A 21,075-nucleotide genomic window follows, 5' to 3' on the forward strand; every position below is an offset into this window, starting at 1 on the left:
CGCGCGGCCATGGCGGGTTTCGGCCCACTGAGCGTCCCACAAGGTAACACCGACGACGACACTTGGGTGGGGGCGCGCGGTGAAAGCCAAAGAAGAGGTTTCTTTGGGCGAAAAAATAGCCCTCGGGGTTAGCAAGGCCACTCAAACGAGTGTCGTCACGTGAGCCTACGATTTCAGGTTTTTAACGCTGGCAAACGTCAACTCCCCCCGTGCCTGCTCCAAGGTGTTCATCGGGATGGACACCGGAACGACCTGAAGAGTCGGTTTCAGCACGCTGGCTCGCTCACTGGACGTCACCAGCCGCTCATCACTGGGCGGCACGCCAAAGTACTCCCGATAGCATTTGGAGAAGTGCGGCGTGGACACAAACCCACAGAGCAAGGCCAGCTCCACGATCGAGATGGGCGTTTGCTTGAGCAACTGGCGCGCGCGAATCAGCCGCAACCGAAGGTAGTACCGCGAGGGTGAACAGTGCAGATACTTCTGGAACATTCGCTCAAGCTGTCGGCGCGATAAGGCCACATACTCCGCCAGTTGATCCAGGTTGATCGGCTCTTCCAGGTTGGCCTCCATCAGCGTGACGACTTCCTGCAACTTCGGTTGCTGGGTGCCCAGCATATGCTTGAGGGGCACGCGCTGGTGGTCTTGCTCATTGCGCATGCGCTCGTACACAAACATGTCCGAAATCGCCGCCGACAGCTCGTGACCATGATCATGACCAATCAGATGCAGCATCATATCCATCGGCGCGGTGCCCCCCGAGCTGGTGAGGCGATCCCTGTCGAGGGTGAACACGCTGGCACTGAGGGTCACCCGTGGGAAGGCTTCCTGCATGGCCGCCAACCATTCCCAATGCACACTGCATTCAAATCCGTCGAGCAACCCCGCGCGAGCCAACACCCAACTGCCGGTACAAATACCGCCCAGGCGCTTCGAATAACGCGCCTGGGTGCGCAGCCACTTCACGAGCTCGCCGGTCACCGTGTTCTGAATGCTCGTACCGCCGCACACCAACACGATATCGGCAGCCGGCGCACTGCCTGCCGAACAGTCAGGTGTGATGGGCATGCCATCGCTGGCCCATACGGGATTACCGTCGACACTTGCGGTGTGCCAACGATAGAGCTCCTGACCCGACAGCTGGTTGGCCATGCGTAGCGGCTCGACCGCAGACGCCAAGGAGATCAGGGTGAACTGGTCCAGCAGCAAGAAAACCAGACGGGTAACAGGCCGGGCGTTCATGGGCGCGAAGCGACGGGCATCGGCTTCTGCGCGCTGTCGGGTTGCCGTGCCGTGATGACGCCGACCAGGGAAATCAACAAGGCCAACCCGATGGTCGAAGACACCTCAAAGCGATGCTCAGGCGTCAACAGCATCACCGCCAATGCGGTGCAAATGAAGGCGATGACCAACCAGGTCAACCAGGGAAACAGCCACATTTTGAACGTCAGCGTGACGTTGCGGCGTTGCAGGACCTTGCGCATGCGCAGTTGTGAAACCGCGATCACCAAGTACACCAGCAAGGCGATGGCGCCCGAGCTGGCCAGTAGAAACTGGAACAGCCCCGCGGGCATGAAGTAACTGAGCAAGGTCACGCCAGCCCCCAAGACCGTACTGGCGATGACTGCGGCCCTCGGCACGCTCGCTGCCGATGTCTTTTTCATCAGCGTGGGCGCATCCCCCCGCTTGCCCAGGGAGTACAACATGCGCGACGCAATGTAGATGGACGAGTTCATGCAACTGGCGACGGCGATCAGCACCACCACGTCCACCAGTAGCTTGGCATGGGGAATGTTCATCAACTCCAGTGCGCGCTGATAAGAACCGACCGACGCCAACAGCGGGTCATTCCAAGGCACAACGGAAATAACCACAAAGATCGACAGCACGTAAAACACCCCGATGCGCCACATCACCGAACGCGTAGCCCGGGCGATATTCTGCGCCGGGTTATTGGACTCTGCGGCCGCAATGGTGACGGCTTCCGTGCCGATAAAGCTGAACATGATGGTAATGAATGCCCCGACCACCGCAGACAAGCCATTCGGTGCGAACCCGCCGTGCTCTTCCATCAGTCGACTCAAGCCGCTGGCCTCCCGCTCCGGGATCCAGCCCATCAATACCGCTCCCCCCAGACCGATGAAACCAATGATCGCCACCACCTTGGCCATGGCAAACCAGAACTCGAATTCGCCGTACTTGGAGACGCTGAACAAATTGGTGACCACCAACAAAAAGATCGACAACAAGGCAAACAGCCAAGCGTCGATCTGCGGGAACCACTGGTTCAGGATATGCCCGGCAGCCAGCGCCTCGATGGGAATCACCAGCACCCAGAACCACCAGTACAGCCAGCCGATCGTAAACCCGGCCCAGCGCCCGATGGCTTGGTCGGCGTAGGTTGAGAAAGAGCCGGTGTCCGGGTTGGCCACCGCCATCTCCCCCAACATACGCATGACCAGCACCACCAACAGCCCGGAAAACAGATACGCCAGCATCACGGCCGGCCCCGCCGCCGCAATGGCATGCCCGGAGCCGACAAACAATCCCGCACCGATAATGCCTGCGATGGAGAGCATGGTGACATGACGCGGCTTGAAGCCCTGCGCCAGCTGGCCGTTTGAATCCTTGGAACTCAGGCTATTCATCGTTGTTTTTATTCTCTGTGATCGACGCCAGGACGCACTGACTGAAGGGTCAGGTGATCATCTTTTTTTAATGACGGGTCACAGTACGCGGCATTCCCGCCGCGAAAATAGCCTCATAGCGGCACACAAGCGCCTGATATCGACATGGGCCAAAGCGGCTCATCTGTCTGTCTGACCCATTGCGTCAATGTCGGCAAGCGATGTAAAAAAGAGGGCGAGCCCTTTTTTCAGAAACGCGGTCTGATCCTTTTTTAACTGAGTCGGTATTCAATCTAACAGCGAAGCGTTCTTGAGCAGATCGGATAGCCCTTCAGGTACTAAGCGGGACGTCGCGGTGAAACTGGAGCTGTTATGCCAAATGGCTTTGAACGCTGCACCGTCACTTTCACAACCGTCTAGCCAAGGCTGCTCATAGACCGTTACGTCGTCAAACCTTGCATCGTAAATTTGGACAATCTCGTGTCCTGGCTTCCCCGCGTAGATGAAAATGCTTTCCAAAGTGCCAATCAGCCGAATGTCGCTGATCGATAGGCCCAGCTCCTCCCGCACTTCTCGGGCGATGGCATCGATACCCCTTTCACCAAACTCAATGCCTCCACCAATAGGGCGAAAAAGAGTCTGCCCGTCACAGGCGTCATAGAATTGGTTGACCAGTATTTTTCCGCGATTATGAAAAATGCAAAGAGCAAGAGGCCGAATGTATGACTCTGACATGAATAAAACGCCCTTTTGGATTGTCGAGCAGTAGGTACTGTGTACGTCAGCGCAAGGCTCAGTAGCTGTCAGACGGCACGCATGATACGCCATGTGTGAACTGACATTTATGCCTACTGGACTTCAATGCATAGGCTTGATGAATGATCCTGGGAGGTAAGCGACCCAAAAAAATGACAATCAGTACCAGGGGCTATGCTTGCTCCCCTTATGCTGCTCGACTCACATAAGGATGATTAAAAAAGGTGTGGCGGTATGACAGCAGATAAATCTTGTCCTGTGGTTCTGCGAGCCCGCGAACGCCTATCGCGGCGCCGTCCTGATGACTCCCCCGAGCCGGATCACGTCACCGTTCAGTATCGGGTTACGCACGATGCTCTCAACTATTAGGGCATATTCAGATGGTTTGCCAAGCGTGAGGGCGCGTGCCGATGGGGCCCCGCAACGATGAAAAACACGCGACGCCAGTCGCATGCGCCTAAAAAACCTATACACAAGCAAAAAAAATGTACAGCTTTCTAAATGGATGCCGATATAGAAAACACGGGGTGTAAGCGTCGCGACGCCCGCCCCATGAAGCAACCAAACAAGCTGCCGGGATGATGATCCTGTAAGTATAAAACTCATATATATCTCCCGTCGCAGGAGAGATATAACAACACGCGGATGATACAAAAAAGACATTTAACTATCGCAGTAGCTTTGGCCATTTTAAAAATCAAAAACATGATGGTCGATATTTATGTATGAAACGCCTTTCCCATGCCAAAAAAACAAAAAGCCCCTCTATATATGCCAAGGACAGGTACGTTTCAGGAAAGATGATCATGTTCAATAAGCTAAGTATTTCGCAAAAACTGTATGTGAGCTTCACGGCAGTCGTCGTATTAATCGGTATGCTAGTGGCGAGTGCCTATAAAGGCTTCGAAGCGGTAGAAGATGCAACAACGAGTAACGTTCATACCTATCAAGTCATCAGCGCAGCTCAGTCAGCGCTCGAACAATTGATCAACATCGAAACCGGCATGCGTGGTTTCGTCATCTCGTCAAAAGATACGTTTCTGGATCCGTTGGTTGCCGGCGAAAAGCGCTTTTCAGAGCAGCTGGATTTGCTGAAACGTTTGACAGTGGATAATCCTGCGCAGCAGCAACGGTTGGCCTCCTTGGGCGACACGCAAAAGCGCTGGCTCACTGAAGATGTCGATCCCATCATCGCCCTGCGCAGAAGCCTGACGGCGCGCAACCTGCCCGACGATGAACTGGACACTCGCATCACTTCCGGCGCCGACAAGGCCAAGATGGACAGTATGCGTACGACGTTGGCCGAAATCACCGCTACCGAGGCCGCTCTGCTGGCGGCACGAAGCCAGGAAATGGTCGATGCCAAGCAACTCGCCCTCACGATCCTGATCCTGGGTGGAGCATCGGCGGCAGTGCTCTCGCTGATTCTGGCGACTACGTTGGGGCGCAGTACTACCAGGCGGCTGCAATTGGCGATTGACGCAGCCACTGCAATTGCCAACGGTAAACTCGATACGGTGATCGACACCAGCAGCCATGATGAGCTGCCCAAAGCCTTCGACCGCATGCAGAAGCGCCTGCGTGAAATGATTCAACAGATCAACCAGGCCGCGAATCAGCTGATGGTCTCTGTGCAACAAATTTCCGGAGCCTCGGAGCAATTGTCCGGTGCGATTCAGGAGCAGTCGACTTCTGCGTCGATGATGGCCGCCACCATCGAAGAGTTGACCGTCAGCATCCATCACGTTTCCGAGAACGCTGATGAGGCCCACCAGCTCGCCAGCCGTTCGGGCCAGCAATCCAAAGACGGTGCGCGGGTCATCGAAAATACGCTGACCAACATGAACGACATTGCCAGGACCGTGCAGCACTCCTCTACCCAAGTCGCAGGGCTGGGTCAGCACTCCGAACAGATTTCTTCAATCATCAGCGTGATTCAAGGCATTGCCGATCAGACCAATCTGCTCGCGCTGAACGCCGCCATCGAGGCGGCCCGGGCCGGCGAGCAAGGTCGCGGATTTGCCGTGGTGGCCGATGAGGTGCGCCTGCTCGCGCAGAACACGGGCAAGTCGACGCAAGAGATCGCGGTCATGATCGAGAAAATCCAGACAGGCGTGCGGGACACCGTCGAAAGCATGCGTGGTGGTGTCCTGGAAGTGAATCAGGGCGTGGAAACGGCAGGTACCGCCGGTCAAGCGATCATCGAAATCCGTGACAGCTCGGACAAGGTGCTGCACGTGGTCGATCAAATTTCGTTTGCCTTGCGTGAGCAAACCGCAGCCAGCCAGGACGTTGCTCGCAATGTCGAGCGCTCGGCGCAAATGGCGGAAACTAACAACGTTTCGGTCCAGGAGTTGCTCAAGACCAGCGGTGGTCTAAAGAGCCTTGCCATCAGCCTTCAGCAGGAGGTGAGCAAGTTTCAGTTGTAAGCAACCTGCTCAAGGTTATCCACCTCATAAGCCATGAATGGCAAAGTGTCGGCTCAGTCACGGGAAGGATCGAATGAAAATATTCGGGACGTTCGCACTGATCGTTGGCGTGCCGGATGATCTTCGCGCTGAGCTTATGGTATCCGCCCTTCGTCGTGCCACCATTGAGCTGGCAGTCCTGGCGATTGCCAACTGGCTGTGCTGATGGATCAGCGCCCCAAGTGTAATAGAGAGCCCGCACCGTGCGGGCTTTCCTAACCGTACGGCCAAGTCATCTGCGTGACTGGCCTGCTCGGCATGCTGGCTAGCTCAAATCATGCAGGTCTCGCCCGAGAGGCTGGCTCAAAGACCATTCAAAAAACTTTACCCTCAACCCTTGCCGCTCCGGTGTGCAACACATAGGGCCAACCGTATAGCTTTCCGCGTCTGGAAATGGAGCAAGCCTGAGCAATGGCCAAGTCATGCCGTCTGTGGAGTATTGCAAGCGCAGCACTCCGTCGGAAACGGTCACACGAAGCCAAAAATCGGTTGGGTCACCAGAAAAGTAGCTGGGCGCCCAATCCGACGTGCCTTGTGTCAGCACGCTACTGATCATTGGCATTCCATCGTTATATTCTATCCCTGCCTTGAGCCAGGTCTCCTCATTGAGCCTGACCATAATTCCCGCTTGATCATAGAGCTCACGAAAATCGGCATTAACTCTGACTTGAGCGGTAAAGCCTCCAGCGGTCTCAAATCCAAGGAAATGTCCGCTGTCTCGAATGAACCCATAATGAGTTTCACGCCAAAAATCGGTTTTAAAGTCAGTAAAAATCTCTAAAGAGTGGTCAGCACAACTTTGGTAAAGGCTCGGTTCATTCAGCCATTTAGCAGCTTGCCAAATTGACACTTCAACGTTCTGACTGGCCACTTCAATCTGCTTTTTGTCCACGATGTTACCCCCTCCATTGAATTGCTGAACCCTGCGTTGCAAACCAATTCCCTCTCATGACCCTCTCGCCGCGCAGTTTCTATCAAACTCATAATCGCCGCCGCTCGATTGTCGGCGCAAGCGAATCCATTTGTGGGCGAGGTTTGCGTTGAGGCTATGGCTGAGTGCGACGCTGGCGATCGAAGCACAGGGTTGGGTAGATGACTTGGCCGGACGGTTAGGGCAGCACCTCGCCGCGACAATGCGCGGCGGCGGCATTTAATGGGAAATCGGAGCAAGCTTGGGCCATCAGTGAGATGACTTCCCATCCTTTGCAAGCAGTTCTCTTGCCATCTCCATCGCCTGCTGACGTGAAGCAGCCAGAAGCAGAGGGTAGCCCCAGAACTTGGCAAAAACGACCGCGAAGGCCCTGAAACCAAGACGCTTTGCCGAGTTGGGTTCGACCAGAATCATTGCCAGAACCCATTTTCGCAATTCAATCTTGTGCTTTTTCATCCAGAGCGCAGTGCGTTTCTTTTCTTCCGGCGAGTGCTCATGGTCTTCGGCAGGTGCTGTATCAGTCAAAAGCACGAAGGGCTCCCCGCGCTGCAAGTTGGCCTCGAATTCGGCGAAGTCCTTTTGGTGATCGTGTCCGGGCTCTTGCGTAAGGCTCATCCAGACAAAAGGGAAGTCAGAACTATTCACCGACATGGCTGACTCCTTGGCTTTTGATGCAACGCCAGGTGGCCGCGATGGCGAACAGGCCGGGCAACGTAATGAAGAACACGGCCGAAAAAGCAACGTGCCAACCGTCGCGCAACCCGTCGGAGATTCCCCCGAGGGTATTCAGGACGACAGGGCGAGCTGGTCAGGCTGTATCCGCAAATGGAGCCTGACCATCTCGAGGTCATACTGGTGCGCTGGTTGGGTAACCGCAACACGCAGGCGCAAGCGTTATGGGCGCGTCTCGCGGGTGCTTGATTGCGGATAGCTGAAGATGTTCCCTCCAATAAAGCAGTGCATCCAGCGCGAATCATTAACGATCGCCGAAGCTACCCGGGACTTATCACTGTTGAAGTAAACTCGTTGCACATGCGAAGGGTCACCATAGCCTATGGGTAAAGGTTAAGGCACCCGGGGCAAGAAACAGGACCACGATGTCTTTCTCCCCCCTTCGCTTTGCATTTCTTTCAGGAGCTCAAGACCCTGATGGGAGACTCCCTGTGGTGCTTTCCGAACATGCAGGATGGCGGGCGTGTGGCCGTGAAAGTGGTGAGCAAGCAGGTAGGCGATTGCCAGGCCCGGTTCAAAAACCGCAAAGCTCTCTCAAGACGGCTTCATGACGATATGCTGGTCCTTGCGAAGTTGCCGAGGGTCAGAACGGCGACTGGACTCCGCATGACCTGCGCGGTACGGGGGCCACCATTATGCAAGCCTTAAGCGTTAGCCTGGGTGTCATCGATCGCTGCCAAAATCGTGTACTGGCAGGCTCCTGCGTGAGGCGCCATTACTTGCACCACGACTATGCCGAAGAGAAGAAAAACGCCTCGAACCTGTTAACCGATCGACTCAGTGCTGTGCTGCCCTCAACTTACGAGCACACGCCAGACGAGTCGATGCTGTCTTTTCCAGCGTACGTGGCGACTCAGAAATAGGTTTTATTTAACGTGCCGCGTTTCCTTGGAGGGCCTGTATCCGAAGTACGAGCTATAGCATTTGCTGAAATGACTTGGCGAAACAAAGCCACAAGCAACCAGCACATCGACTTGGGAGAGCTCCGTGTGTTGAAGTAATCGACGCGCTTCTGTGATGCGTAATTCCAGGTAATAACGTTGTGGTGTAGTCCCAAGCTGATCCCTGAACAAGCGCTCGAGTTGCCGGCGTGAGCGGCCAGCGTAGACCGCCAGTTGCTCCAACTCCAAAGGTTCTTCGAGGTTGGCATCCATCAACTTGACCACCTCTCGTAAAGGCGCGCTCAAACAAATATTTTCAGTAGGTTTTATGCGCCGGTAACGAGACTCTTCGAAAGAAAGGATGTTCTCAATACCCTCTACAAGTGCCTTATCGTACAGTCCCTTGATCCAGTCCAATGCCATATGGAACGCCCCAGAAGGACTGGAAGCCGTAAGCCGGTCTCGATCAATGACATAGGGCTCACTGCTGACCTGCGTCGTCTTGCAGAACTCGGCGAGCGCGGGACGATGTTCGGGGTGAACCGCGCAACGGTAACCGTCAAGCAATCCTGCACGTCCCAGGAACCACGCACCATTCCACACCCCGGCCAGACTGATGCCCAAGTCTGAAGCAGCCCTTAACGCATGGATGAACTCATCTGTGGCCTTGAGCTCAGTCCTGTAGCCGCCGCAAATAACTAGCAAATCCAAGTCTTTAATGACTAAACAATCGATACGAGCATCTGGCCGAATAACCAAGCCCAGATCGCTGACGACGTCCCCATCGTTCAAACCGAACGTTCGGGAACAGAACGACTTGGGTCGCATAAGATTCGCGGTGACAATCGTATCCAGCACTTGGGTGAACGCGGGCAGCGAGAAATGTTCGAGTAGCAAAAATCCTGCCCGAACCGTCAGAGTACTCTCACCGGGGCTCTGAATAAGATAGCGTAGGTTTTTCCCCTTCATACCTCCGCTAAATTGGCGTCGTTCGATCAATCCTGAGCCCACTATTTTACGTTTGAGAAAACGTCATTTGACTGGTGAACTAGCTGCCTCTCGGTAATCGTTTATCCTACCGCGTAGCGATATTCGTCTCATGCTGCCCCCCTTTAAAACTGCGTCTATCGCGGCGCCATCCTGATAGCCCCGTCGAGTCTAATCACCTCGCCGTTCAGCATCGGGTTACGCACTATGCTTTCGACCATCAGGGCATATTCAGATGGCTTTCCGAGGCGAGAGGGATGAGGAACCTGCGCCCCCAGCGAATCCTGGACATTCTGCGGCAAGCACTCCAGCATGGGGGTAAGGAAGATCCCCGGCGCGATTGTCATCACGCGAATCTTGTGCTGCGCCAAATCACGCGCGGCAGGAAGTGTCATGCCAACGATGCCTCCCTTTGACGCAGCATAAGCGACTTGCCCTATCTGCCCGTCGAATGCCGCGACGGAGGCAGTGTTGACGATCACGCCTCGCTCGCCGTCAATTTCTTCTGCCGCGGCGGCGCGCGCCGCGAATTTGGCGATCATGTTAAACGTGCCAATCAGGTTAACTTCAATCGCGCGTCGATAGACATCAAGTGTATGCGGCACGAACTCCTTGCCGACGGTCTTCATGATTTGCGAGACGCCCGCGCAGTTGACGAGGATGCGGGCGACGCCATGCGCACGCTCGGCGATGCCAAGGCCTGCTTCAACACTGGGCTCATCTGCAACATTCACCTTAACGAAAATCCCGCCGATCTCATCAGCAGCTTTGTGCCCGGCCTCTTCATTGAGGTCGAACAGAGTGACATGCGCGCCCTCGGCTGCAAGTTTTTTGGCCGTTGCGAACCCCAAGCCCGATGCGCCGCCCGTAACGATAGCGGCAAACCCTTTAATCTCCATTTTCTTTTCCTTACGATGACTAATCAGAGTTAGCGTTGTAACGCGAGGGTGCCGAGCGCCACATATCCAAAAGCTCGCTTGCAATGCGGGGGTACTGAATTTCACCAGGTGTCCGTGAGAAACGCGGGGCGGGAGCGCATTGAGCGTCGCCATCCTTTTCGACATAGATAGAACGCGCTTTCATATGGTGATGATCTTGCACTTCGCTCAGCTTGATGACTGGCGTGACGCAGACATCCTTCCCTTCGAGCAGGGCCATCCAGTCGGCGAGGTTTCGTTCCGCGAAAATTTCCGCCAACCGTTCCGCGCGATCCTCCCAATTTGAACAGTCATATTGCTTGGCGAGAAAATCGGCAGGCGCGCCGATCATGGTGATTAATTGTGTGTAGAATTTTTCTTCAAGGGCGCCCACGGCGATTTCGCGTCCATCCTTGCATAGATAGGTGCGATAAAAGGGCGCGTTGCCCGCTAGGACGAGCCTTCAAAACAAGATTGTCGGGTTTTGGCAATGTCGGAATTATCTCCTCAAGCCATATCTCCATCCTTCCTCCTACCACCAGAGGTGGACGCGATTTTGCTTAAGGCGTCGCGGGTCAGGACGTTGGTGAAATCTGAGGCAGTGTTCCCTCAGGGCTCTGAACCATTGGGAATGTTTCGCGTGCTTGATGGCACCTTAGGCGTCCATAGCCTAGGCGCTAGTGGACGCCAACTCTTTCTTACCCAATTGGCGTCTGGAGATTGGTTCGGCGAAGTACCACTTCTAGATGGCTTGCCGAGAACGTATGACGTTCGAGCAGCCTCGCAGGCGACTATTGCAGTTCTTCCTGCAAGCGCGTTCTGGCAGATCATTGAGACTCGACCAGATGTTCTCCTGGCCATAACTCGTTTGGTCTGCGGCAGATTTCGAATGGCACTCGATTGGGCCGGAAGCGCGATCCTTAATCCCCTACCTGTCCGGTTGGCTAACCGACTCGCGTCATTGATCAAACGTTCAGGTGTCGACGACGGCCTCTGCCTGAAGGTAAGCCAAGAAAAAATTGCGCAACAGCTTGGTGTTTCTCGTCAGAGCGTCAACCGCCAGCTGAAAATTTGGGAGACGGAAGGCTTATTGGTTGTTCGATACAGCGCCGTTACAATTCTTGATCTACAAAAACTCAGAGAGACAGCAGGCGGCGAGTAGGTACCCAGCTACCCAACTACAAGGGAGGTCTGAATCGCCCCGAGCAAGGTCCCTTAATCCGTGCTGCAGGGGAACGTATAGCCAGACGGCGTGACGGCTCGGTCCGATGGAGATATACCGCAAAGGTGTCCCATGGTAGAGGAAGAGATAGCCTCGACATGATGCGCCCGGCTTCGCCACGGTGGTAACCGCTGTGCGTGACAAGGTGGATAAGCATCTCCTCTCTCGACATGCGCCCCTTGTCGCCATCCGTGAACACGAAGGGGATCGACTCTGACAGCTGCTCCGTCGTCACCGTTTCCAGGTAGTTCCGGTACCACTGATCGGATGCCATCAGAGCTACACGTAGATCCTGCAATAAGGGCGTTTCCGTTGTGTTGTCCGCAGTCAATCCGTGATCGATGCCAACGAGGTGCGCCGCGAAGATCTGATCGACGACGAGGGTATGGTTCAACAATCGCAACGCTGTCTCTCGATCCAGTTCGTGAAGGTCGGCATCGAATCCCTCCATTTTCTCTAGGAGTTCAGCGTTGGCCCAAGCGCGGTAGTTAAACAGGGTGCGCAGCAGTGCAAGGGAACTCATCTGTCGGGTATCCTTTTCCTGTTCGAGAATGTGAGTACGATGTACACATTCTTGTGAGGATCGTTCCAGATGTCTACTCGCGTTCCAACGCCACGGCCTTCTATGCGTAAAGAGCCACGCCAGGCGCGCTCCCGGGCCACCGTCGAGATCATCGTTCGCGCCGGGGCTCGCGTTTTGGGCGACCGTGGTTGGGCGGGCTTCACCACCAACGAGATCGCTGAAGTTGCGGGCGTTAGCATCGGATCTCTCTACCAATACTTCCCTGACAAGCTTGCGCTTGTCGACGCCATCCGCCACCGCCACCTCGACGACGTGCTGGCCGTTATGCGAGGCCTTGGCCAAGAAGGGCAGCCGCTGGATCAGCTCGTCGATGAACTCGTGGATGGCATGATCGCGGCACACGGCGTTCACTCTGCCCTTCATCGCGTACTGCTCGATGAAGTGCCGGTGGATGCAGGGCAGCGGCTCGCGGATCACGCCTTCGAAGCCGAATATCTGGAGCGGTATAGAGCACTCGTTGTGCTCTCCGGTCGTCGAGACGATCCGTCGTTGGAGGTGGTCGTACAGGTGCTTTCCGCGGCAGTGGAGGGCGTGATTCACAAAGCTGCCCGGACCAAGACATTGAAGTCTGCAGAGTTGAGGCGTGAACTTGTGGCGATGATCCACTCGTACCTGTCTCAAGCTCATCCCTGATAAAAGTGCGATGCGTGATACAAGCCCATCCCCATGCATTTTTTGTGGACTGATGAGCAGCATCAGGGCAGCGGTATTGAAGGTCATGCTCGGTCCTCCGATGGGTTCAGGAGGCGAGTTTTATCATCACCAGACCGCTGGCGATCCGGACGGCAGCGATAAGGAGCATGGTGCTGGCGGCTTAGCCCAGCAAGAGATGCATTTTCAGTAATCGACGTACTTCACGCACATTGCACTAGAGTGGAATAGCCGAACATGGCCCATGCGCGCCGTAAATTCTTCGACCTGCATAGCGCCTTTTCTTCATCATCCGAAACTATACGAAACGAAGCCAAGGATTTAGCCTTGTTGTATAAATCAAATCGGCGCGATTAAGGTAGGAGCAAGCTCGCCTCCACACCTAGTTAAAACAGATAGCCGATGTAGATCGCCGCACCGCCACCGGCCTGCAAACCAGCGTTCACACCCGCCATGACCACCGCCCCCTTGGCCGAGCGCGCCAGTTGCCGGCTGACCGTGGCCGAAGCGATGAGCGAAGTTGCCGGATTGGAGCTCAGGGCCACCGACAAAGCCAGCAACTTGGGATCGAGCCCTAACAACAAGGCCGTGGCCGAACCACCGAACAACAGGCCCCCACCCACTTCGGTATACATGCAAGGGCCGGTAATGTCGTCGCTGGTCAGGTCGCGATTGACCAAGGCGTCACTGACGAACACCTTGCCGGTGCTGGGGAGCGCTTCTGCCGCACCGGCGGCACTTACGCCCTTCCCTTTGATCTGGATATTGATCTTGCCGAAACGCGGCAGCCGTGCGCCAAACCCGCCCCCCACACCGACCCCGCCATAGCGGTAGCTGACGTCCTCGCCCTGGGGCGAACGCAGGATAATCGAGCCGCCGCTGCCCGCCACCATGACCACAGTCAGGCCGCCGCCGCTGGCAGTCTGGTACTGCCAGCGACTTTCATTGACCGGGAGTGGGATGTTGTAGCTCATACGTTCATATTCCTTTATGTGGATGAGCCGCACCGCGGCCGCGTTGACGGAAGGCTTTTAGCAGGCCGACTAGGGTGAACACCAGACCCATCACTCCCAGTACTCCGGAAGTGCCCCACAGGGCGGCCGGAGCATCGACGATGGCGCTGCCGGCCGGCTGCTCGGGCAGGTAATGCACCCGCACCGGCTGGTCTTTTTGATAGCCAAAGATAAAGCCACCCTGGGGATAGGAAATCTTTTCACCGCTGACTGTGGTGAAGGCGATCTCAGGATGCGAACCACCGGCATTCAAGTGGCTGACGATGCCATCGGCGGTCTGTGCCCGGGCGAGGAAGTCGCGTCGGTCGAGGGAGATATTGACGGCAATGCCCAACAAGCCAATGCCAATCAGGGCAAAAAGCAGGCCCAGCAGAATCGTCCCGATGCGTGACGAGGTGTCGTTAGCCATGGTTTGTTCCGATACTCATCCATGAAAGAAGGCAGCGACGATAACAAAAAGCAGGCTATGTCGTAATGGTATTCACATGCTCAAACCTCAGTTTGTTCTACCCGCAACTTGTACATCATCGTCGTTCTTAGCACGGGACAATCCATGCTCGTACTTCAAAAGTACGTGCGGAATAATGCCGTTGAACAAACCAGGCGCCTCGGCACCAGCATGACCGCGATCTTCTCCTGCCCCTGGGGAAAAGACGGTCTCCCCAGCCCACGCGTCCTCCCAAAACAAATTGGCGTAGATGACCGCTGTGGCGCGTCGTGCAAGTCTCGCGAACCGGGCAAGAACGGACTACTGTTGCGGATGCTAAGCTTTGTCCGCACACACTTTAGCACTTCAAACGCAGCATACCAGAGCAAACGTCACGGCTGTATTGAGAGGATATTCCGCATTTTGTCGCAAGCGGCTTCTGCCCGCTCACGTCGGCGATAGATTCCGAATTCGACCCTGCCAGCGGACGTACGAAGGAGACAGCGATAGATTTTTCCACCTTCATTATTATCGCTTTCCTTTTCAATCGCGGGCATCGGCAGAAGCTGACGATTGACGTATTCTTTTTGAACTTTCCAAAGCCATCGGCGGACGATTAGCCAATTATCACAGCTCTCCGCCCAAGTGGAACATACAGATTTTTTCCACGATATAGAGTATTAACGTATTAACGAATGCTCGTGCTATCGCTTGTTCTCGTCAGGACGCTACCTATCGCTGGCAACGCCCTGGCGAGTTGGCATGTAAGGGAACGGCTAACGTGCTCCTTTACATGCACGCAAAAGCCCCAGCCCAAATCAGCCGTCACCGCCCCCCCCGCAGGCAATCAGCTCAATAAGGCCCATTTGATACCACTTGTTCTGGCAACTCCATCCATGCTCAAAAGTAAAGGCACTGGCCGTGCCGCTGAACGCAAGACCCACTGAAAGCGCCAGCGCCATTCCAATAGTCGAACGAACTTTCTTCATGTTGTTTTTCACGAGAACCACCTCTATCACTTGATCGCTGGTCCGAGCCGGGGCGCGGTTTTCAAAATCAACCACCCTTCCTTTGGCAGGGACATCCTTTGCTTCATTGAACGGCATCTCAATCAGACAGCGCAGGACAGTGCTCCACCTAATCAATCTCGATCGAGTGGAGCGCTCGCCTCAGGCCCATTAGATGACGGCGAGCCAGCCACATCAATACGACAGATGACCTATTACCAGCGCAAAAAGACAGGTAAAACCGTACTCCAGCTAACCAACTTACCTGGCGAAATGCTTGGTGAGTTCGAGCAAGGTCGCTCGCAATTCGGGCGGACGTACGGGCTTGGCGAGGATCGAGATATTCATATCCGTCAACATGCTGCGGATACGCTCGATTTCATGGCCGGTCATGATCATCGCCGGCACTTCCCAACCACGCTGTTCGCGTATCGCGGCGATACACTCGGAGCCTGAAATCTTAGTGCCCAGGTCAAAATCGGCAATAATGATGTCGCAGTCGGTGATCACGTTCAGTCCCTCGCTGTGCGTCTCCACCTCGCACCCCCATTTTTCCAGCAAGGCCGAGGTCGCCATCAGCACGTTGGAATCGTCTTCCACCAGACACACCCGCAGGCCCTGCAGGCGGCTTTGCATGGTGACCGGCCGTTGCTCCTCGGGGCGCGGCATGATGCGCTCCAGCCCCCGAATAGTGGCGCGTGTACCCTGGCCGAGTCGAGAGTCCAACTGGATATCCAGGGCAATCAACTCACTTATGCGCTTGACGATGGAAAGGCCCAGCCCCAGGCCCTCAACGTCCTTGTCGCGGGCGTGACGCACCCGGTAGAACTCCTTGAAAACCTGTGGCAAATGTTCGGCGGCGATGCCGCGGCCCTTGTCGTAGATGACAATGGCCAAGCCATCGCCCCTAGGACGCACCCCCATCAATACCGGCCGGCCGGAGGCATATTTGAGCGTATTGGAGACCAGGTTCTGCACCATGGTGGCCAACAACCCGGAATTGACATTCACCCACTGCCGGCAAGGGCGCAGACGCAGCTCGACCCCTGCCCAGCGCGCGGCCTCGGTGTTCTGTTTGACCACGTCCTCCAGCAGCGCGCCCAAGTTCACCGGCTCCGATTGCGGCTCCAGCTTGCCGTTGTCGAGGGTATAGATATCCAGAATCGAGCGGAACAGCTGGGAGACGGTATGCAGCGAGCGGTCGATGTTGTCCACCAGCCGCAGTTCTTCGCCACCCAGGTTGGCGTCGCGCAGGCACGCGGTGAACAGGCCGATGGAGTGGATCGGCTGGCGCAAATCGTGGCTGGCCTGGGCCAAGAAGCGCGACTTTTCCTGGTTGGCGGCGATCGCCTCTTCCGAGGCAATGCGTGTCCGCTTGAGCAAAATATGGGCGTAGGCCGGCACCACAATGGTGGTCACGATCAGCATCAGGAACATGTAGGGCTGGCCGCGCCAGAACGGTGTCAGCACGAAGATCATCACTAGCATGCTCAATGCAATGAGTGTCGCCGCGGCCAAATAGCGCGAGCCGAAGCGCATGCCGTTGCCCAACGTGACCCAGAGCAAGGCGGCGTACACCGGCAACGCGCCCTCCCCGCCCACGATCATGGCGAAAGCGATGCCGCTGTAGTCATGGGTCATGGCGAACAAGCGGCGCCAGAAGAAGTGTCCTGGCCAGCACTTGATCGCCATGCGCAACGGCACCGCCACGCTGATAAAAAACGCCATGTACCACATGATCGGCACATAGGTGGAAAAATCACTGGAAGGTAGAAATGCCACCACAAAAATATATAGCGAGGCACAGGTGCTGACCGTCAACCGCAACGTTGCCTGATCCAGCTCGCTGTTCTTTTCCGTCATGTTCATTGCGACTCTCCAGCGTGAAAAAGCTGCTTCAAACTTGAAACAGAGCGTAACAATTTGGGTTAGGATGCGCTGATAAGCAGGTGCCATGGACCTTGAGCATGACGCATAGAATCATAGTGGCAGATGACCACCCTCTGTTTCGCGAAGGTATGCTGAGAACCATTGAGCGGCTTATACCGACGGCGATCATTGAACAGGCGGGCAATCTTGATGAAGTCCTGGCATTGGCGCGGTCCGGCGCGGAAGTCGATTCGTTGATTCTGGATCTGCGCTTCCCCGGTATCACGTCGATGCAAGTCATCGGCCAACTGCGCAATGAGTTCAAACGCACGTCGATCATCGTAGTGTCGATGATCGACGACCTGGAGATTATTTCTCAGGTCATTGCGCAAGGCGCTGATGGCTTTATCGGCAAAAATGTTGACCCGACCGGCATCGCCGAAGCCATCATGGCGATTCGTGAAGGCGAAGTGGTGGTCAAATACAATCCTGAAAATCCGCTCCTGGACCCCAGCCTTTCCTCGCTCACCGCACGCCAAAAGCAAGTGCTGGGCCTGATCGCGGCCGGCAAAACCAACAAGGAGATCGCCAGGCAACTGGGCATCTCGCCGTTCACCGTACGCATCCATGTTTCAACGCTATTCAAAACCCTGGGTGTGCCCACCCGTGCGGCAGCGGCGGCTCAATTCAGCAACTTTCCCGGCGCCAGCAGGTGGGCGGGCAAACTCGAGACATGAGTCGCCACATAGAGGTATCTACACAGCCTTGATTGATCGTTCACACGCTCTGCGTGTGAATGCCGCTTGGGACGGCCCGCGTCCCGCCGAACAACGTGACGCAGGGCGTCACGGGATGCATTACCACGCGTAGCGTGGGAATGATCAACCTTTGGACGGTGTGTATGTCGTTTGATAAAAATGGCTCATGCCCCTAGCGCTCAGAAGCGGACCTGCACACCTAGACAGCATCACAATGGGTAAAACGGTTATCCAGAACTTTATACTTCCCCCCTTGCTTAGAGAATGCGCGATCACAAGAAACTTGCGATCGCCTTGCTGTGCCTTCGTGGCCAAGCTGAATAGAAAGTGTTGAGCTTCAAGATTCGTTCGCTACTACCCTGTAGAGTCGCACAACACTTGTATTTTCACACTAGCACACCTGTACTATTGCCAGCATATTTTGAATAGCTTTAAATCACTGAACATCTTAAAGTTTATTTCATCCAACGACACACGCGCCCATACCTGCTTGTGTCTCGTGTAAACAATCTATTATCCATGCATATTGCATCCATGGGCGCACACGCTATAAGGGAACTATGACTGTGACAACTTCGAGCAATTTGAAATATTTTCGTAATGTCGCTGTGGCGCTTGGTGTCGCAATAACCTTATCAGGCTGCGCGGGCCAGGGGGATCAGCTTGGAGATTTTATGGGCGATCCACTTGGAAGCCTCACTGGAGGGGGTGGGGCTAAGTACACGCCCGCTTTTGTTAAAGCCAATCTCATTAAAGGAAAAACGACGATCGCAGAAGTGCGTCAAAAGTTTGGTGCGCCTTATGAAGTCCATCGGAGTCTAGAAGGGAATGGCGAGGCTGAAGACTGGAGTTACAAGAAAGGCGAAGAAGGCATGAACGCAATGCTAAAAATGTACCGTAAGTACGCACCTACCCAAAACTCACTCGACTCTTACAATCAGGAAGCGAAAGTAGGAAAAGCGTATGACGTAATGGACGATGTCGGCACTGTAACTGGAACTAAGACAACGGAGAAAAAGTCAAGCTACGATTTCTTGCGAGTTCGATTTGTAAACGGCGTGGTTAATAGTTATACCCTAAGTTAAGTCTGACAGATGCTTTTCGCCCCCAAGAATTAATGGGATTTACAGACCGGCGTTAATGATATAGAAAAGCAGACGGCAGTCATACTGCCGATTGCTATTGCTGGGAGCTCTTCCTTTTATGAGGGGCTCCCGTGCTTAATCTGGACGCGCCCATGCAGCAGAGCAGGCAACCCGTGCTCGTTGAGGCATCAAGGCTGCTGTCCGCCCTCGCGCGGCGCGCGGCATAGGCACTGCTGGCCCTAACCCTGTGTACAGTATTGCTGGAATCCCAAAGGACCTCGAAATTTTGGCTGTCATGCACATTGGCAGCGCTTAACTCGCCAGCTTCCGCTTCGCTTAGTATGGCAATGGCCTACTCTTCAGCACACACTCTTTCATGTCTAATCTCACCTAGCAGAGAGTTGCACTCCAAATAAGTTTGCCACTCATAAACCGGGGCAGGAGGTCGGTAACTATAGAGTGGATTCGTACACGGTTTACTAATGCGTCCCGCGCGCGATAATGCACGCAGTGTCGTTTGGTGTCAGAAGAGATTAATCACGTGGAAAAGAACAGCGAACTCGACCAGGCGACGCTGCGATTGACCGTCAGCGCCTGCGCATGGTTCTACATGGTCATACTGACCGCCCTGCACCCCGGCGACATCGCGACCTATACGCCCATTATTGTGTATATCTCGACGTTCATCATTGCGTCGATATTCCTGCGCATGGCGATCAAGCGCTGGCCAGGGCACTTCTTCTGGCGCCGCTTGTTCTCCATGCTGCATGACTATACCGGTATCGCATTCGCCATGGTCCTGGGAGGCGAAGGTGCGTTGCCTATCTACGCCGCGCTGCTCTGGGTGACCCTGGGTAATGGCATGCGCTTCGGCTCACACTATCTGGCCCTGGCAACCGTGATCGCGTTGTCTACCCTGATCGTTATCTTCTGGTTGAATCCGTTCTGGCGCGCCCAGCCCTTCATGTTCCTGATGCTGATCGTGACCACCATTGTGGTGCCGGCCTACGCCCATATTCTGCTCAAGCGGACACGCATTGCCTCGGAAGAGGCAATCGCCGCCAACCAGGAGAAGTCACGCTTCCTGGCCCAGGCCAGCCATGACCTGCGCCAGCCGATCCACTCCATCGGCCTGTTCACCGCGTGCCTGCGCGACGCTAGCCTGAGGGGTGAAGAACTGCGGCTGGTGGACAACATCGACCGCTCGCTGCATACCGTCTCCCAGCTGTTCCGCTCGATTCTGGATATCTATACCCTCGACAACCGAAAGGTCGAGCCGCAATCGGAGCCGGTGAACCTCGGCGCGCTACTACAGGAGGTGGTCAAACAGAACACCGAGGCCGCGCGCTGGGCCGGGATCGAGCTGCGCCTGCGCCCTTGCCGGCAGTGGGTCGACATCAATCCCGGACTGTTGACCACTATGGTGCAGAACCTCGTCTCCAATGCGATCAAATATGCCGCGGGAGAGCCGGTGCTGATTGGTGTCCGCCGCCAGGCAAAGGGCTTGGCCGTGGTGGTTTACGACAAGGGCTGCGGGATTGGCGCCGAACACTTGCCGCAGGTTTTCAAGGAGTTCTATCGGGTGCGCCATGTACGCGACAAGGATGTCGAAGGGCTCGGGCTGGGCCTGTCCATCGTCAAGCGTATCAGCCAGTTGCTCAATGTGGACGTGCATATCCGCTCCACTCCCGGACGCGGCACCCAAGTGGCAATTGCCGGTTTGCAGCCAGCAGCCCCCAGGGCCACGGCGCCTCGGGTGAAAAGCGTCCATGAGCGCCTGACCGGGTTGCGGATCTGCTTGATAGAAGACGACACCAATGTGTTGATGGCGACCAAGGCCCTGCTCGAGAAATGGGGCTGCGTGGTCGAAACCCACGGCGATGCGGATACCCTGAGCAGCGATTGCGACATCATCATTGCCGACTTTGACCTAGGCACCAGGGTCTCGGGGGCCGAATGTATCGCGGCAATACGCGAGCACCGTGGTCGCGAGGTGCCTGCCTTGATCATCACCGGGCACGAAATCGAGGCCATCCGCCAATCGCTGAACACACTGAATATCTCGGTACTGGCCAAACCCGTGCGACCGCCGGAGCTGCGTAGCGTGCTGTTTGAACAGATCAAGTCAATCGAACGCACGGCGACTTAGCCGTGGATCAAT

18 protein-coding genes and 2 pseudogenes are annotated in these 21,075 nt (G+C 55.6%); 7 read left to right on the forward strand and 13 right to left on the reverse strand.

Features of this window, described 5'->3' with window-relative positions; genetic code table 11:
- Nucleotides 1-165: 165 nt before the first annotated feature.
- From K7431_RS19075 to K7431_RS19085, 3 genes are all read right to left on the reverse strand, one after another.
- Nucleotides 166-1,242, reverse strand: coding sequence for a GlxA family transcriptional regulator (locus K7431_RS19075; RefSeq protein WP_012723494.1), 1,077 nt, complete (start codon nt 1,240-1,242; stop codon nt 166-168).
- Nucleotides 1,239-2,648 (reverse strand): GABA permease, encoded by a 1,410-nt coding sequence (gene gabP / locus K7431_RS19080; protein ID WP_012723493.1) that lies wholly within the window; start codon nt 2,646-2,648, stop codon nt 1,239-1,241. The genes K7431_RS19075 and gabP overlap by 4 nt, the downstream gene beginning before the upstream one ends.
- 267 nt (nt 2,649-2,915) lie before the next feature.
- Complete coding sequence (locus K7431_RS19085; RefSeq protein ID WP_012723492.1) at nt 2,916-3,362, reverse strand: NUDIX hydrolase; 447 nt, start codon at nt 3,360-3,362, stop codon at nt 2,916-2,918.
- Nucleotides 3,363-4,189: 827 nt separating this feature from the next.
- Between K7431_RS19085 and K7431_RS19090 the strand changes: the two genes are divergently transcribed.
- Complete coding sequence (locus tag K7431_RS19090; protein ID WP_012723491.1) at nt 4,190-5,812, forward strand: methyl-accepting chemotaxis protein; 1,623 nt, start codon at nt 4,190-4,192, stop codon at nt 5,810-5,812.
- 304 nt (nt 5,813-6,116) lie between these two features.
- Here K7431_RS19090 and K7431_RS19095 read toward each other — a convergent pair whose 3' ends face one another.
- On the reverse strand, nt 6,117-6,695 hold the full coding sequence (locus K7431_RS19095) for a DUF1349 domain-containing protein (protein WP_198409089.1): 579 nt from the start codon (nt 6,693-6,695) through the stop codon (nt 6,117-6,119).
- A gap of 336 nt (nt 6,696-7,031) precedes the next feature.
- On the reverse strand, nt 7,032-7,433 hold the full coding sequence (locus tag K7431_RS19100; protein WP_012723489.1) for a hypothetical protein: 402 nt from the start codon (nt 7,431-7,433) through the stop codon (nt 7,032-7,034).
- 418 nt (nt 7,434-7,851) lie between these two features.
- On the opposite strand from K7431_RS19100, the pseudogene K7431_RS19105 reads away from it, so the two are divergent.
- Nucleotides 7,852-8,377 (forward strand): annotated as a pseudogene (locus tag K7431_RS19105) (site-specific integrase); the annotation flags it as partial.
- A gap of 3 nt (nt 8,378-8,380) precedes the next feature.
- On the opposite strand, the gene K7431_RS19110 reads toward K7431_RS19105, so the two are convergent.
- The 3 genes and pseudogenes from K7431_RS19110 to K7431_RS19120 form a co-directional block, all read right to left on the reverse strand.
- Nucleotides 8,381-9,364: a GlxA family transcriptional regulator gene (locus K7431_RS19110; RefSeq protein ID WP_043205161.1), complete on the reverse strand. Its 984-nt coding sequence runs from the start codon at nt 9,362-9,364 to the stop codon at nt 8,381-8,383.
- 155 nt (nt 9,365-9,519) lie between these two features.
- On the reverse strand, nt 9,520-10,281 hold the full coding sequence (locus K7431_RS19115) for an SDR family NAD(P)-dependent oxidoreductase (protein ID WP_012723487.1): 762 nt from the start codon (nt 10,279-10,281) through the stop codon (nt 9,520-9,522).
- A gap of 19 nt (nt 10,282-10,300) precedes the next feature.
- Nucleotides 10,301-10,732, reverse strand: a pseudogene (locus K7431_RS19120) (CoA transferase); the annotation flags it as partial.
- A gap of 57 nt (nt 10,733-10,789) precedes the next feature.
- Here K7431_RS19120 and K7431_RS19125 point away from each other — a divergent pair.
- Nucleotides 10,790-11,461 (forward strand): Crp/Fnr family transcriptional regulator, encoded by a 672-nt coding sequence (locus tag K7431_RS19125; RefSeq protein WP_052308648.1) that lies wholly within the window; start codon nt 10,790-10,792, stop codon nt 11,459-11,461.
- A 16-nt stretch (nt 11,462-11,477) separates the two neighbouring features.
- On the opposite strand, the gene K7431_RS31230 is transcribed toward K7431_RS19125, so the two are convergent.
- The gene (locus K7431_RS31230) at nt 11,478-12,044 is read right to left on the reverse strand and encodes a DinB family protein (protein WP_052308646.1); all 567 of its coding nucleotides are present in this window, start codon (nt 12,042-12,044) and stop codon (nt 11,478-11,480) included.
- Between the two features lie 102 nt (nt 12,045-12,146).
- On the opposite strand from K7431_RS31230, the gene K7431_RS31235 reads away from it, so the two are divergent.
- A complete protein-coding gene (locus K7431_RS31235; protein WP_043205159.1) occupies nt 12,147-12,737 on the forward strand; it encodes a TetR/AcrR family transcriptional regulator in 591 nt (196 codons plus the stop codon).
- Between the two features lie 404 nt (nt 12,738-13,141).
- Here the strand turns inward: K7431_RS31235 and K7431_RS19140 are convergent, their stop codons facing one another.
- The 4 genes from K7431_RS19140 to K7431_RS19155 form a co-directional block, all read right to left on the reverse strand.
- Complete coding sequence (locus K7431_RS19140) at nt 13,142-13,729, reverse strand: hypothetical protein (protein ID WP_012723484.1); 588 nt, start codon at nt 13,727-13,729, stop codon at nt 13,142-13,144.
- Between the two features lie 4 nt (nt 13,730-13,733).
- A complete protein-coding gene (locus tag K7431_RS19145) occupies nt 13,734-14,177 on the reverse strand; it encodes a DUF3592 domain-containing protein (RefSeq protein WP_012723483.1) in 444 nt (147 codons plus the stop codon).
- Nucleotides 14,178-15,013: 836 nt separating this feature from the next.
- On the reverse strand, nt 15,014-15,301 hold the full coding sequence (locus K7431_RS19150; RefSeq protein ID WP_224265924.1) for a hypothetical protein: 288 nt from the start codon (nt 15,299-15,301) through the stop codon (nt 15,014-15,016).
- 162 nt (nt 15,302-15,463) lie between these two features.
- The gene (locus K7431_RS19155; RefSeq protein ID WP_012723480.1) at nt 15,464-17,071 is read right to left on the reverse strand and encodes an ATP-binding response regulator; all 1,608 of its coding nucleotides are present in this window, start codon (nt 17,069-17,071) and stop codon (nt 15,464-15,466) included.
- Between the two features lie 98 nt (nt 17,072-17,169).
- Between K7431_RS19155 and K7431_RS19160 the strand changes: the two genes are divergently transcribed.
- From K7431_RS19160 to K7431_RS19170, 3 genes are all read left to right on the forward strand, one after another.
- The gene (locus tag K7431_RS19160) at nt 17,170-17,808 is read left to right on the forward strand and encodes a LuxR C-terminal-related transcriptional regulator (protein WP_043205157.1); all 639 of its coding nucleotides are present in this window, start codon (nt 17,170-17,172) and stop codon (nt 17,806-17,808) included.
- A 587-nt stretch (nt 17,809-18,395) separates the two neighbouring features.
- On the forward strand, nt 18,396-18,914 hold the full coding sequence (locus K7431_RS19165; RefSeq protein WP_012723478.1) for a hypothetical protein: 519 nt from the start codon (nt 18,396-18,398) through the stop codon (nt 18,912-18,914).
- A gap of 541 nt (nt 18,915-19,455) precedes the next feature.
- Nucleotides 19,456-21,063 (forward strand): ATP-binding response regulator, encoded by a 1,608-nt coding sequence (locus K7431_RS19170; protein ID WP_012723477.1) that lies wholly within the window; start codon nt 19,456-19,458, stop codon nt 21,061-21,063.
- The last annotated feature ends 12 nt before the right edge of the window (nt 21,064-21,075 follow it).

Source organism: Pseudomonas fluorescens group sp. (genome assembly GCF_020093335.1).
GTDB classification, from domain to species: domain Bacteria; phylum Pseudomonadota; class Gammaproteobacteria; order Pseudomonadales; family Pseudomonadaceae; genus Aquipseudomonas; species Aquipseudomonas petroselini.

Bases quoted from the DNA above. Each gene is read 5' to 3' on its own strand.
- K7431_RS19090 (WP_012723491.1), top strand. From the start codon at position 4,190: ATGTTCAATAAGCTAAGTATTTCGCAAAAACTGTATGTGAGCTTCACG.
- K7431_RS19125 (WP_052308648.1), top strand. From the start codon at position 10,790: ATGTCGGAATTATCTCCTCAAGCCATATCTCCATCCTTCCTCCTACCA.
- K7431_RS19075 (WP_012723494.1), bottom strand. From the start codon at position 1,242: ATGAACGCCCGGCCTGTTACCCGTCTGGTTTTCTTGCTGCTGGACCAG.
- K7431_RS19085 (WP_012723492.1), bottom strand. From the start codon at position 3,362: ATGTCAGAGTCATACATTCGGCCTCTTGCTCTTTGCATTTTTCATAAT.
- K7431_RS19110 (WP_043205161.1), bottom strand. From the start codon at position 9,364: ATGAAGGGGAAAAACCTACGCTATCTTATTCAGAGCCCCGGTGAGAGT.
- K7431_RS19100 (WP_012723489.1), bottom strand. From the start codon at position 7,433: ATGTCGGTGAATAGTTCTGACTTCCCTTTTGTCTGGATGAGCCTTACG.
- K7431_RS19140 (WP_012723484.1), bottom strand. From the start codon at position 13,729: ATGAGCTACAACATCCCACTCCCGGTCAATGAAAGTCGCTGGCAGTAC.
- gabP (WP_012723493.1), bottom strand. From the start codon at position 2,648: ATGAATAGCCTGAGTTCCAAGGATTCAAACGGCCAGCTGGCGCAGGGC.
- K7431_RS19115 (WP_012723487.1), bottom strand. From the start codon at position 10,281: ATGGAGATTAAAGGGTTTGCCGCTATCGTTACGGGCGGCGCATCGGGC.
- K7431_RS19150 (WP_224265924.1), bottom strand. From the start codon at position 15,301: ATGCCGTTCAATGAAGCAAAGGATGTCCCTGCCAAAGGAAGGGTGGTT.
- K7431_RS31235 (WP_043205159.1), top strand. From the start codon at position 12,147: ATGCGTAAAGAGCCACGCCAGGCGCGCTCCCGGGCCACCGTCGAGATC.
- K7431_RS19155 (WP_012723480.1), bottom strand. From the start codon at position 17,071: ATGAACATGACGGAAAAGAACAGCGAGCTGGATCAGGCAACGTTGCGG.
- K7431_RS31230 (WP_052308646.1), bottom strand. From the start codon at position 12,044: ATGAGTTCCCTTGCACTGCTGCGCACCCTGTTTAACTACCGCGCTTGG.
- K7431_RS19160 (WP_043205157.1), top strand. From the start codon at position 17,170: ATGACGCATAGAATCATAGTGGCAGATGACCACCCTCTGTTTCGCGAA.
- K7431_RS19145 (WP_012723483.1), bottom strand. From the start codon at position 14,177: ATGGCTAACGACACCTCGTCACGCATCGGGACGATTCTGCTGGGCCTG.